At 62.1% G+C, this 12,601-nt stretch carries 11 protein-coding genes; 10 read left to right on the forward strand and 1 reads right to left on the reverse strand.

Annotated features, from left to right (window positions below; translation table 11 throughout):
- Window position 1: 1 nt before the first annotated feature.
- Window positions 2–640 carry a uracil phosphoribosyltransferase gene (upp, locus tag ACJO2E_RS12930; protein ID WP_328185039.1) on the reverse strand — a complete coding sequence of 213 codons (639 nt, stop codon included), beginning with the start codon at window positions 638–640 and terminating at the stop codon, window positions 2–4.
- A gap of 192 nt (window positions 641–832) precedes the next feature.
- Between upp and flhA the strand changes: the two genes are divergently transcribed.
- The 10 genes from flhA (at window position 833) to motD (ending at window position 12,451) form a co-directional block, all read left to right on the forward strand.
- Complete coding sequence (flhA, locus tag ACJO2E_RS12935; RefSeq protein ID WP_406964350.1) at window positions 833–3,007, forward strand: flagellar biosynthesis protein FlhA; 2,175 nt, start codon at window positions 833–835, stop codon at window positions 3,005–3,007.
- A 25-nt stretch (window positions 3,008–3,032) separates the two neighbouring features.
- A complete protein-coding gene (gene flhF / locus ACJO2E_RS12940; protein WP_406964352.1) occupies window positions 3,033–4,373 on the forward strand; it encodes a flagellar biosynthesis GTPase FlhF in 1,341 nt (446 codons plus the stop codon).
- A gap of 91 nt (window positions 4,374–4,464) precedes the next feature.
- Complete coding sequence (locus ACJO2E_RS12945; RefSeq protein WP_406964354.1) at window positions 4,465–5,283, forward strand: MinD/ParA family protein; 819 nt, start codon at window positions 4,465–4,467, stop codon at window positions 5,281–5,283.
- A gap of 31 nt (window positions 5,284–5,314) precedes the next feature.
- Entirely contained in the window at window positions 5,315–6,064 is a 750-nt protein-coding gene (locus ACJO2E_RS12950) for an RNA polymerase sigma factor FliA (protein WP_406964356.1), read from the forward strand.
- Window positions 6,065–6,279: 215 nt separating this feature from the next.
- Complete coding sequence (cheY, locus tag ACJO2E_RS12955; protein ID WP_406964358.1) at window positions 6,280–6,663, forward strand: chemotaxis response regulator CheY; 384 nt, start codon at window positions 6,280–6,282, stop codon at window positions 6,661–6,663.
- A gap of 49 nt (window positions 6,664–6,712) precedes the next feature.
- Window positions 6,713–7,495: a protein phosphatase CheZ gene (locus ACJO2E_RS12960; protein WP_406964359.1), complete on the forward strand. Its 783-nt coding sequence runs from the start codon at window positions 6,713–6,715 to the stop codon at window positions 7,493–7,495.
- 13 nt (window positions 7,496–7,508) lie between these two features.
- The gene (locus ACJO2E_RS12965; protein ID WP_406964360.1) at window positions 7,509–9,716 is read left to right on the forward strand and encodes a chemotaxis protein CheW; all 2,208 of its coding nucleotides are present in this window, start codon (window positions 7,509–7,511) and stop codon (window positions 9,714–9,716) included.
- Window positions 9,717–9,744: 28 nt separating this feature from the next.
- Window positions 9,745–10,881 (forward strand): protein-glutamate methylesterase/protein-glutamine glutaminase, encoded by a 1,137-nt coding sequence (locus ACJO2E_RS12970; RefSeq protein WP_406964362.1) that lies wholly within the window; start codon window positions 9,745–9,747, stop codon window positions 10,879–10,881.
- Window positions 10,881–11,624 carry a flagellar motor protein gene (locus tag ACJO2E_RS12975; protein ID WP_406964364.1) on the forward strand — a complete coding sequence of 248 codons (744 nt, stop codon included), beginning with the start codon at window positions 10,881–10,883 and terminating at the stop codon, window positions 11,622–11,624. The genes ACJO2E_RS12970 and ACJO2E_RS12975 overlap by 1 nt, the downstream gene beginning before the upstream one ends.
- A gap of 29 nt (window positions 11,625–11,653) precedes the next feature.
- Window positions 11,654–12,451: a flagellar motor protein MotD gene (gene motD / locus ACJO2E_RS12980; protein WP_406964365.1), complete on the forward strand. Its 798-nt coding sequence runs from the start codon at window positions 11,654–11,656 to the stop codon at window positions 12,449–12,451.
- Window positions 12,452–12,601: the final 150 nt, after the last annotated feature.

Here is a 12,601-nt window from a genome sequence, read left to right on the forward strand (position 1 = left end):
GTCAGACATCCTTTTGCTTGGTGCCAAAGATCTTGTCGCCGGCGTCGCCGAGCCCGGGCAGGATATACCCCTTCTCATTCAGCCGCTCGTCGATGGAAGCCGTGTAGATGGACACGTCCGGGTGTGCCTCCAGGACTTTTTCGATACCTTCCGGGGCCGCCACCAGTACCAGCGCGCGAATTTCCGTGCTGCCCGCCTTCTTCAGCAGGTCGATGGTGGAAATCAGCGAGCCGCCGGTGGCCAGCATCGGGTCCACGATCAGGGCCATGCGCTGATCCAGCTCGCCCACCAGTTTTTCCAGGTAAGTGGACGCCTCCAGGGTTTCCTCGTTGCGGATCTGGCCCACCACGCTGACGCGGGCGACGGGGATGAGGCTGAGTACGCCATCGAGCATGCCCAGACCGGCACGCAGGATCGGCACGATGGTCACTTTCTTGCCGCCGATCTGCTCGACTTCCACGGGACCCGCCCAGCCTTCGATAGTTTCCTTGCTCAGGGTGAAATCCTGGGTGGCTTCGTAGGTCAGCAGGGAGGCCACTTCCTGTGCCAGTTCCCGGAAATTCTTGGTGCTGATATCGGCCCGGCGCATGATGCCGAGCTTGTGCTGGATCAGCGGGTGTTTGACTTCGTGAATGGGCATGGTTCACCTGTCATCTGGTCGGGTGGGATTTGCGCAAGGATACCGTATCCCGGTAGTCCAGTCAGGGGGAATCTGACCATTCTGTAAGAAATGGTACGGATATTGCCGCTACTCCTGTTAAGCAGGCCCGGGTGTCAAAAAACCGACCCGGGCGAAAGCAGAACAACCTCAGCCGTGGAGAGTTCCCTCAAGATGGACCGGGCCCTTGTCCTGAATAACGTCAAATCCCTGACACGGGGGAACCTGGGTATTCCCGTGATGCTCATGGCCCTGCTGGGCATGATGATCCTGCCCATGCCGGCGTTCATGCTGGACGTGTTGTTCACCTTCAACATCGCGCTCTCCATTACCATCCTGCTGGTGTGCGTGTATGCCCTGCGGCCCATGGAATTTGCCGCCTTTCCCACGGTACTGCTGGTGGCGACCCTGCTGCGCCTGGCCCTGAACGTCGCCTCTACCCGCATCGTGTTGCTCAACGGCCACGAGGGTGGCGATGCCGCCGGTAAGGTGATCGAGTCCTTCGGTGCCGTGCTGATCGGCGGCAACTACGCGGTTGGCCTGGTGGTATTCGCCATCCTCATGATTATCAATTTCCTGGTGGTCACCAAGGGCGCCGGCCGGGTATCCGAGGTGAGCGCCCGTTTCACCCTGGATGCCATGCCCGGCAAGCAGATGGCCATCGATGCTGACCTCAACGCGGGCCTGATCAACCAGGAAGAGGCCAAGCACCGCCGCGAGGAAATTGCCCAGGAGGCGGATTTCTATGGTTCCATGGACGGTGCCAGCAAATTCGTGAAAGGCGATGCCGTTGCCGGTCTGCTGATCCTCTTTATCAACCTGATCGGCGGGATTGGCATCGGCATGATCCAGCATGGCCTGGCGTTCCAGACCGCGACCCAGAACTACGCCCTGCTGACCATTGGTGATGGTCTGGTGGCGCAGATTCCGTCACTGCTGCTGTCCAGCTCCGCTGCCATCATGGTGACGCGGGTCACTACCAGCCAGAACATGGGCGGGCAGATCCTGCAGCAGATGTTCGATGCCCCCAGGGCCCTGGCCATTGCCGCCACCATCCTGATTATCCTGGGCCTGATTCCCGGCATGCCCCACGTGGCCTTTCTCGGACTCGGTCTGCTGGCGGCGGGTGCCGCGTACTGGATATGGAAGCAGCGGCATCAGACCGTGGAAGAGGAGGGCGGTGGCTGGCCGGCCACGACCCGTGACAGCGGTGGCCGACCGGCTCCGGTTGGTGGGACAGGTGGTGCTGCCGAGCAAGCCGAGCAGGGTTTGCCGGCGCCACCGGAAACCCGGGAGCTGGGCTGGGACGATGTGGCCACTGTGGATATTGTCGGCCTGGAGGTGGGCTACCGGCTGATTCCGCTGGTGGACAAATCCCAGGGCGGTCAGTTGCTCAGCCGCATCAAGGGGGTCCGCAAAAAGCTGTCCCAGGACCTCGGTTTCCTGATGCCATCGGTGCATATCCGCGACAACCTGGACCTGATGCCCAATGTCTATCGCATCACCCTGATGGGGGTGACCATCGCCGAGGCGGAGATCCATCCGGAGCGGGAGCTTGCCATCGACCCCGGCCAGGTGTTCGGCAAGGTGGAAGGGATCGCCGGCAAGGATCCGGCCTTTGGCCTGGACGCCATCTGGATCGAGTCGGACCAGAAGGACAATGCCCAGACCCTCGGTTATACCGTGGTGGACGCCAGCACCGTGGTGGCCACCCACCTCAACCAGATCCTGCAGAGCCATGCCCATGAGTTGCTGGGCCATGAGGAAGTGCAGAAGTGGCTGGACCAGTTGGAGAAGATCTCGCCCAAGCTGTCCGAGGAGCTGGTGCCCACCACCGTCTCCATCTCCATCCTGCTGAAGGTCCTGCAGAGCCTGTTGCAGGAGGAAGTGCCGATCCGCGATATGCGCTCCATTGCCGAGGCCATTGTCAACGTCCATCCCAAGAGCCAGGACCCGAAGGTGCTGACCACGGCGGCCCGACAGGCCCTGCGTCGGATGATCGTGCAAAGCATCTGCGGGAACGAGAAAGAGATACCGGTGATCACCCTGGACCCGGAACTGGAACAGTTATTGCTGAAGAGTCAGCAACAGAGTCAACAATCCGGCGGTGGTGACGACATCGGCCTGGTGCTGGAACCGGGCATGGTGGAGAAGCTGCAGCGGTCGTTGCAGGAAAGCGCCCAGCGGCAGGAAATGATGGGCAAGCCCGCGATCCTGCTGGTGTCGGCGCCGCTGAGGCCGGTGCTGGCGAAGTTTGCCAGCTACGGGGTGGATCGCCTGCACGTACTGTCGTACCAGGAAGTGCCGGACAACAAGCAGATTACCATTGTGGCGTCGGTCGGCCAGTAACGGCCCACTTGGGAGGTAGAGTCAGATGAAAGTCAAACGGTTCTTTGCGGCAACCATGTCCACGGCCCTGAAACAGGTTCGTGAATCCATGGGCGACGACGCGGTGATCCTGTCCAGCCGCCGGATTGATGGCGGCGTGGAGATTGTCACCGCCCTGGACTATGACGAAAACATGGCGCGCCAGAAACTGGGTGAGGTGGCCGCCGAGGCCACCAGTGGTGGCCGGCTGGCGGAGCTGCAGGCGGAACAGCATCGCCGTCTGCAGGAAGAACTTGACCGCTCCCGCAGCCGTATTCGTGAGCTTCGCAATCATCGTAGCGGCCATGATCCTCAGCAGCGGTTCCACAGGGAAGAGCCCCGACTGGATATGGATGATCTGCCGCCGGTGCCGGAAACCCGTCAGGAATCCGACGCCGGTCCGGCGGCGGCTGTTACGGCGGACGCGACCGATGAGCTTACCGGCATGCGCCGTGAGCTGGATTCCCTGCGGGCAATGATCAGTGACAAAGTGCCTGCCGGTGGTCAGCATGGCCCAGCGCCGGAGAAGCCGGCCGAAGAGGTTATGGATGCTGTACGCAGACGTCTGGGCGAACGCCTGGAAGAGTTTGGTGTCAGTGCCCAGCTGGCGACCAGCCTGGCGCGGCAGAGTGGTCGCGGCAAGCTTGAAGACAACTGGAAGCGCTCCCTGAGAACCCTGGCCGCAGGCCTGAAAACCGGTGGTGGCGACTGGGCTTCCCGGGGAGGTATCTACGCCCTGGTGGGTCCCACCGGCTCCGGCAAGACCACCACCATCGGCAAGATTGCGGCACAGTACGTACTGGAGCATGGTGCCGATTCCCTGGCGCTGGTCACCACCGACCGCTACCGGGTAGCCGCCCACGAGCAACTGTTTGTGTTCGGCCGCATTCTTAATGTGCCGGTACGGGTCGTCGACGACACCCACAGCCTGGACGCGGTGCTGGATGAGCTGGAGGGGCGCCACCTGGTGCTGATCGACACCGCCGGCCTGTCCGGCGCCGACCCCGGCTGCCAGGAGCAGTTGCAGGAACTGGCGCAAAGCCGCCACCCGGTACGCTCACACCTGGTGGTTCCCGCCACCAGCCAGCCCCGGATCATGAAATCCATGTGGCATTGCTATAAGATGGCGAATCTTGCAGGTTGTATCATGACCAAGCTGGATGAGGCCCTGACCCTGGGCGAAGTGCTTGGGTTCGCCCTGGAGACGGCATTGCCGGTGGCCTGGGTGACGGATGGCCAGAAGATACCCCAGGACCTGCACCCGGCCAACGCCGCATCGCTGGTTCGCCTGGGTGTTGAACGCTTGCGTGATGCCCGTAAACAGCAGACCATGGCGGCAGGTGCCTGACCGCCTTCACCCGGCGCTGGCCGGTGTGGTTTCAGGCACGGCATGACAGAATACTGAACGACAAGAACCTTGGCGGGACACTAGAACCTCTATGAGCAGACCACATCCGGTTCAGGTTATTGCAGTCACCGGTGGCAAGGGTGGCGTGGGTAAGAGCAACGTCTCCGTAAACCTTGGCATTGCCCTCTCGCAGATGGGCCGGCGTGTCGTCCTGCTGGATGCAGACCTGGGACTCGCCAACATTGACGTCCTGCTGGGGATTACCGCCAGTCGAAACCTTTCCGACGTACTGGCCGGCGAGTGTGATCTCCGGGATGTGCTGGTTAATGGCCCCGGGGGTATCAAGATCGTTCCCGCGTCCTCCGGCACCCAGCGCATGACCCAGCTTTCCCCCATGGAGCACGCTGGCCTGATTAACGCCTTCAGTGAACTGGGCGATCAGGTGGACGTGCTCATTGTCGATACCGCGGCCGGTATCTCCGAGAGCGTGGTCAGCTTCCTGCGTGCGTCCCAGGAACTGCTGCTGGTGGTCTGCGACGAACCCACCTCGATCACCGATGCCTATGCCCTGATCAAATTGATGAACCGGGATTACGGCGTTAACCGCTTCCGCATCCTGGCCAACCAGGTCCGTAACGAGCAGGAAGGCAAACACCTGTTCGGCAAACTGACCCGGGTCACCGAGCGCTTCCTGGATGTTGCACTACAATATGTAGGCATGGTTCCTTACGATGAGGCGGTACGCAAGGCAGTCCAGAGGCAGCGGGCGGTGCTCGATGCCTACCCCAGGGCGAAGGCCTCACTGGCCATCAAGGCCCTGGCCGAGAAGGTGGACAGCTGGCCGCTACCATCGTCCCCCCGGGGGCATCTGGAATTCTTCGTGGAGCGCCTGGTAAGCACCAACGCCTGATCCAATCCTGATGTATGGGTTAACCGGATACATGACATTGGCCAGAAGTCTCGGAATCTACCATCAGACCGGCCGGCGTGATGCCCACCACCTGGTGGAGCAGCATGCGCCGCTGGTCAAGAAAATCGCCCTGCATCTCATGGCCCGACTGCCGGATTCCGTGCAACTCGAGGACCTGATGCAGGCCGGTATGGTGGGGTTGCTGGAAGCCGCCGCGAAATACCAGTCGGACCGTGGTGCTTCCTTTGAAACCTACGCCGGCATCCGTATCCGTGGCGCCATCGTTGACGAGATCCGCAAGGGGGACTGGGTGCCACGCTCAGTTCACCGCAATGCCCGCCGCGTGTCCGCCGCCATCAAGGCCGTGGAGGATCGTGAAGGGCGGGAAGCCCAGGATCACGAAGTGGCGGAAGAACTCGGCATGACCCTGCCGGAGTACCACGCCTGCCTCAGTGACACTAATTCCGGTCGACTTTTTTCCCTGGATGAACTCAATGAATCCGGGGAGCTGCCGATACAGGAACAGGAGGCTTCGGACAATCCCCTGGATGATGTGTCAGGCGCCGCCTTCCGCCAGAACCTGGCGGCGGCCATTGAGGATCTGCCGGAGCGTGAGAAGCTGGTACTCAGTCTCTACTACCAGGAAGAACTGAACCTGAAGGAAATCGGCGCCGTGCTCGGGGTAAGTGAGAGCCGGGTCAGCCAGATCCATAGCCAGGCCGCTCTGAGGTTGCGGGGGCGACTGTCCGAATGGCAGGCGTCTGATGCCGGCACGTCCTGATTCCGGGAGCGGATGCAGAGCGCGTCGAGGCGACAGGAATCCAGCACGCCCTGCTGGGCGATAACACATTGAAACGGTAAGCAACGCCAGGGCTGCTAGAATAACGCCAACCGCCCGGAAACAGGCGGAAGCGGAACAGCCTGATCAAACGTTGCCCGGGCCCATAACTGCCAGGCCCAGGTCATTATTCCGGCGACGACCAACTGGAGGTCCCATTGGACAAGAACATGAAGATTCTCATTGTGGACGACTTCTCCACAATGCGACGGATTATCAAGAACCTGCTGCGTGATCTCGGGTTTACCAATACCGATGAGGCAGACGACGGCAACACCGCGCTGCCCATGCTTCGTTCCGGCAAGTATGACTTTCTGGTCACCGACTGGAACATGCCGGGCATGTCCGGTTTCGACCTGCTCAAGGAAGTTCGCGCCGATGAGCAGATCAAGGACCTGCCTGTCCTGATGGTCACCGCAGAAGCCAAGCGTGACCAGATCGTGGCGGCCGCCCAGGCCGGCGTTAACGGCTACGTCGTCAAACCGTTCACGGCCGCCGTACTCAAGGAGAAGATCGAGAAGATCTTCGAGCGTATTGAGTAAAGCGTCGGGTACGCTTTGAAACCAGAACCGACAGTCCGGATGTGCTCCCATGAGCGAAGATAAAAACAGTGGCCCCAACCTTGACCCGGAGATCACCAGCCAGCTCAAGGAGCAGGCCAACGAGTTGGTGAAACAGGTCAATGCCGGTGACTACGCCAAGGCCATGACCCTGATCAATGAGCTGAGTGAAGTAAGGGACCAGAGCCTTTACCGGGAAGTCGGTCGCCTGACCCGCAGCCTTCACGAGGCCATCCGCAATTTCCAGATCCAGCCACAGAACGCCGAACAGCAGGAAGCCCTGTCGAAGATGACCGACGCGTCGGACCGGCTCCAGTACGTGGTGGAAATGACCAGCAACGCGGCCAACCGGACCATGGACCTGGTGGAAGTGGCCATGCCGCGGGCCAGTGCCATGTGCGAGGAGGCCAAGTCCCTGCGTGATGACTGGCAGCGCCTGCGCCGACGGGAGATGGCACCGGCCGAGTTCCGCGAGCTCTACGGTCGTATAGACCGCTTCTTCGAGAGTCTGTCGGACGATGCCGAAAAAATGTACACGGACCTCTCGGAGATCCTGCTGGCCCAGGATTTCCAGGACCTGACCGGGCAGGTTATCCAGAAGGTGACCTCGCTGGTGAAGGAAGTGGAAGAGAACCTGCTGAGCCTGGTGGTCATGGCAAGTCATGTGGACCAGCTCACCGGAACCGTCCATGAATTGAAGGAAAAGGAAGCCTCCATCAAGGGGGAAGGCCCCCAGATGCGCGCCGCAGAGCGGTCTGACGTGGTGTCCGGACAGGACGACGTTGACGACCTGCTGTCCAGTCTCGGCTTTTAATTGAGGTGAATGCATGGCATTAGATGCAGATGAAGAGATTCTCCAGGATTTCCTGATCGAGGCTGGCGAGATACTCGAGCAGCTCTCGGAGCAATTGGTGGACCTGGAGCAGCACCCGGATGACAGTGATCTGCTCAATGCCATCTTCCGTGGCTTCCATACTGTCAAGGGCGGCGCGGGCTTCCTGCAACTGGACGCACTGGTCAGTTGTTGCCACTCCGCCGAAAACGTGTTTGACACCCTGCGGAACCACAAACGTACGGTGACCTCGGATCTGATGGATGTGGTGCTGGAAACCCTGGACCACGTCAATTCCATGTTTGACCAGGTCCGGAATCGTGACGAGCCTACCCCCGCGCCCCAGTCGCTGATCGATACCCTGGATGAGTACGCGTTGCCCGAGGGGCAGGCACCGGCAAGGGCGTCCGGGAAGAAAGCAGACGAAAAGCCGGCGATGTCAGGTTCGAACCAGGGCGCGCCGGACGGTGGCGACCCGGGGGATATTACCGACGAGGAGTTCGAGCAGCTTCTCGATGCCCTCGACGACGGCAAGCAGGCCGACAGCAAGTCCTCGTCGGACAAGGGCGCCGCCGACACCGGCAGCCAGGACAGCGACGACATCAGCGATGATGAGTTCGAGGCACTGCTGGACCAGCTCCATGGCAAGGGGCGGTTCTCCGGCGAGGTGGCCTCGTCGGAGGTTGAGGACCCGGATCAGGATGAGGAAGACACCGCCAAGGCGGATGACAGGCCTGCCGGTGATGACGGCAAGTCCTCCGGCGACAGTGACCTGATCACCGATGACGAGTTCGAGCGTCTGCTGGACGACCTGCATGGCAAGGGCAAGAGCCCGGCAGCCACCGCAAAGGAAGCCGGGGGCGACAAGCCGGCGTCGACATCCGGGGCCGGAAAGGCGGAACCGAAACCACCGGAATCCGGGAAATCCGACTCGAAAGGCTCCGAACCCGCACCGAAGAAACCGGAACAGCCGGCCAAGGCACCGGCGGCCGGAGGCAAGGCCGACGACGGCAAATCACCGGCGCGGGAAAACCAGGCCCCCGCCGAAACCTCGGTAAGGGTGGATACCAAACGCCTGGATGACATCATGAACATGGTGGGCGAGCTGGTGCTGGTGCGTAATCGTCTGCAGCGCCTCGGCAACGAGAGCGAAGACAGTGAGATGCACAAGGCCGTGTCCAACCTCGATGTGGTCACCACCGACCTGCAGTCCGCGGTCATGGCCACCCGGATGCAGCCCATCAAGAAGGTGTTCGGGCGCTTCCCCCGCGTGGTACGGGACCTGGCCCGGAGCCTGAAAAAGGAAATCCGCCTGGTCATGCACGGCGAGGACACGGACCTGGACAAGAACCTGGTGGAGGCCCTGGCCGATCCGCTGGTGCACCTGGTGCGTAACTCCGTGGACCATGGCATTGAAGCGCCGGATGTGCGGGAGAAGGCGGGCAAGCCCCGTCAGGGCACTGTCAACCTGTCGGCGGAGCAGGAGGGCGACCATATCCTGCTGTCCATCGAGGACGATGGCGGCGGCATGGACCCGGACAAGCTACGGCAGAAGGCCGTGGACAAGGGCATCTACGACCAGGATGCCGCCGACCGCCTGACCGAGAGCGAGTGCTACAACCTGATCTTCGCCGCCGGTTTCTCCACCAAGGACCAGATTTCCGATGTGTCCGGCCGGGGCGTGGGCATGGACGTGGTCAAGACCAAGATCAGCCAGCTCAACGGCCAGATCGAGGTGCGCTCGAAACTGGGCGAGGGCACCGCGATCCGTATCAAGGTGCCGCTGACCCTGGCGATCATGCCAACGCTGATGATCATGCTGGGCGAGCAATCCTTCGCGCTGCCGCTGGTGAACGTGGTGGAGATCTTCCATCTGGATCTCAGCAAGAAGAACATTGTCGACGGTCGCGAGTGCATCGTGGTCCGGGACAAGGTGTTCCCGCTGTTCCATATCAAGCGCTGGCTGGTACCGTCCGATACCGGCTCCGCCGAGCCCGACAATGCCCATGTGGTGATTGTCGCCATGGGCACCAAGCAGGTGGGCTTCGTGGTGGACCAGTTGATTGGTCAGGAGGAAGTGGTCATCAAGCCCCTCGGACGTGCCCTGCAGGGTACACCGGGCATGGCGGGTGCCACCATTACCGGCGATGGTCGTATCGCCTTGATAATTGACGTGCCCAGCCTGTTGCAACATTACGGCTGATGGCGGGTTTTACCGATAGGGGGAATGGATGACGGTTTCTGTCCTGGTCGTTGATGATTCGGGTTTCTTCCGCAAGCGACTGACGGAAATCCTCAACGCATCCGGCAACATCCGTGTTGTGGGTGCCGCCAGCAATGGCAAAGAAGGGGTGGAACTGGCGGAAAAGCTGCGCCCCGATGTCATCACCATGGATTACGAAATGCCGGTGATGAACGGCATTGCCGCGGTGAAGGAGATCATGCAGCGCTGCCCGGCGCCGGTACTGATGTTCTCCTCTCTCACCTACGAAGGGGCCCGGGTCACCCTGGACGCCCTGGAAGCCGGGGCGGTGGACTTCCTGCCGAAGAACTTCGAGGACATCGCCCGGGATGGTTCCGAGCTCCAGCGCATCCTGCGGGAGCGCATCCTCGATGTGGCACGGAGCCAGCCCCGGGCGGAGCGTGGTGCGGCGGCGCCCACTGTTGGCCGAAAGCCGTCCCCGGGTACTACCGACCGACCGGTCCCGGCCCGGGACACCCGCCCGTCACAGCCTGACAGTCGTTCGCCCCGGCCCGAGCCGCCGGCCAGGCCCGCCCGTCGTCGCACCCCCAGCCGGCATTACAATGTGGTGGGCATCGGCACCTCCACCGGCGGCCCCATCGCCCTGCAGAAGGTGCTGGTGGACTTGCCCGCCAATTTCCCGGCACCCCTGGTGCTGGTCCAGCACATGCCGGGCAGCTTTACCCCGGCGTTTGCCGAGCGCCTCAACAAGCTGTGCCGCATCCAGGTCCGGCAGGCGGAGGATGGCGATATGCTGCGCCCCGGCGTGGCCCTGCTGGCCCCCGGCGGCAAGCAGATGATGATTGAGAACCGGGGCGGCCAGGGGCGGGTGCGCATCCTTCCCGGGGATGAACGGCTGAACTACAAGCCCAGCGTTGACGTCACCTTTGGCTCCCTGGCGCGCAGTTTTCCCGGCAAGACCCTGGGTATCATCCTCACCGGCATGGGCGCCGACGGCAAGGAAGGCTGCCGCATGATGAAACAGTCCGGCTCCGTGATCTGGTCACAGGATGAAAAAACCTCGGTAATCTACGGCATGCCCATGGCCGTGGCCAAGGCCGGCCTGAGTGACGAAGTGCTCCCCCTGGATGAAATCGGACCGCGCCTGGTTGAAGGGGTGAGTTAATGGATATCCTCAGCCTGCTGGGTATCATCCTGGCGTTTGCGGCCCTGTTGGGCGGCAACATGCTGGAGGGCGGTACCCTGGCATCGCTGTTCAACCTGCCGGCGGCCCTGATCGTGGTAGGCGGCACTCTGGCTGCGACCATCCTGCAGACCTCCGCCGGCCTGCTCAGGCGGGCCTTCAGCCAGTCCCGCTGGGTTTTCTTCCCGCCCTATATCGGACTGGATGAAGGCATTGGCAAGATCATGGACTGGAGCGTCAAGGCCCGCAAGCAGGGGCTGCTGGGCCTGGAAGCAGTGGCGGAGAAAGAGCCGGAGAATTTCGCCCGCAAGGGCCTGCAACTGCTGGTGGACGGTGCCGAAACTGAAACCATCCGCGGTGTGCTGGAGGTGGACCTGGAATCCCGGGAACAGCGGGACCTGGAAGCGGCCCAGGTCTTCGAGGCGATGGGGGGCTACTCGCCGACCATCGGTATTATCGGCGCGGTGATGGGGCTGATCCAGGTGATGACCAACCTGACCGATCCGTCCACCCTGGGAACCGGCATCGCCACCGCCTTTGTGGCCACCATCTACGGAGTGGCGCTGGCGAACCTGCTGTTTTTCCCCATGGCCAACAAGATGCGGGAGATCGTCCGCCGTCGCAGCCGTTACGAGGACATGATGATTGATGGCATCATCGCGATTGCGGAAGGAGAAAATCCACGGTCCATCGAGATGCGTCTGCGGGGCTTCGTACAGTCCTGAGCAGGCCACCATCCGGATAGGGGATCACTATGAGGCGTCGATCAAGACGGGCTGAAGCCGCCAATAACCAGGAACGCTGGCTGATCTCCTACGCGGATTTCATCACCCTTCTGTTCGGCTTCTTCGTGGTGATGTACTCCGTATCGTCAGTGAACGAGGGCAAGTACAAGGTGCTCTCGGAGACCCTGACCGGTGTGTTCAATGCCCCCCAGCGATCCATCCAGCCAGTGCCAGTGGGCGAGGAGCCCGGCGCCGCATTGCCGTCGGAAGAGTCGGTGATTCCTCCCCCGGTTGCCCCCGCTCCCGAGCCGGAGCCGTCCACCACGGTCCGGGAGCAGGCGCAGCGTAGCGAGGCACTGCGCAGCATGGCCAACCAGTTTGCCACGGAATTCGACAGTCTGATGAACCAGGGGGTGGTGAACCTCCAGGTCAGCGACCAGTGGATCGAGCTGAGCATGCGGGACAGCCTGTTGTTCGGCAGTGGCGACGCGGAACCCCATTATGACGCCTTCCCGGTAATGGAAAGCATCGCTGACATTATCCGGGATACCGACAACGCCATCCGGGTCGAAGGATTTACCGATGACCGGCCCATCCGGACCGGCCGCTTCCCCTCCAACTGGGAGCTGTCGGCGGCCCGGGCTTCCGCCGTGGTGCGGATGCTGGCGGCGGAGAAGGTGAACCCGTCCCGCATGGCTGCGGTGGGTTACGGCGCCTATCAGCCGGTGGCCCGCAATGACACGGAAGAAGGACGGCGTCGTAACCGCCGGGTGGTGTTGCTGATTTCCCGGGACGCGGCCATCCGGGGGGCCGTCCGGGACCGCTGACGCAGGCTGGCACGATATCTGAATAACCCTGATGCAGAAGATGACCAGGGGACCATGGTGGCAATCGTTTGCCGGCTCCGGCGCTGGCAGTGTGTTCCTCAAGTTCCGGTCAGGGCCGCCGATATGCAGGGCGGCAAGTACGGCCCCATA

The organism is Marinobacter shunpengi (genome assembly GCF_045449695.1).
GTDB lineage: Bacteria > Pseudomonadota > Gammaproteobacteria > Pseudomonadales > Oleiphilaceae > Marinobacter.

Coding starts and splice junctions, on each gene's coding strand:
- flhA (WP_406964350.1), top strand. CDS start 833: ATGGACCGGGCCCTTGTCCTGAATAACGTCAAATCCCTGACACGGGGG.
- flhF (WP_406964352.1), top strand. CDS start 3,033: ATGAAAGTCAAACGGTTCTTTGCGGCAACCATGTCCACGGCCCTGAAA.
- upp (WP_328185039.1), bottom strand. CDS start 640: ATGCCCATTCACGAAGTCAAACACCCGCTGATCCAGCACAAGCTCGGC.
- ACJO2E_RS12945 (WP_406964354.1), top strand. CDS start 4,465: ATGAGCAGACCACATCCGGTTCAGGTTATTGCAGTCACCGGTGGCAAG.
- ACJO2E_RS12965 (WP_406964360.1), top strand. CDS start 7,509: ATGGCATTAGATGCAGATGAAGAGATTCTCCAGGATTTCCTGATCGAG.
- motD (WP_406964365.1), top strand. CDS start 11,654: ATGAGGCGTCGATCAAGACGGGCTGAAGCCGCCAATAACCAGGAACGC.
- ACJO2E_RS12975 (WP_406964364.1), top strand. CDS start 10,881: ATGGATATCCTCAGCCTGCTGGGTATCATCCTGGCGTTTGCGGCCCTG.
- ACJO2E_RS12960 (WP_406964359.1), top strand. CDS start 6,713: ATGAGCGAAGATAAAAACAGTGGCCCCAACCTTGACCCGGAGATCACC.
- ACJO2E_RS12970 (WP_406964362.1), top strand. CDS start 9,745: ATGACGGTTTCTGTCCTGGTCGTTGATGATTCGGGTTTCTTCCGCAAG.
- ACJO2E_RS12950 (WP_406964356.1), top strand. CDS start 5,315: ATGACATTGGCCAGAAGTCTCGGAATCTACCATCAGACCGGCCGGCGT.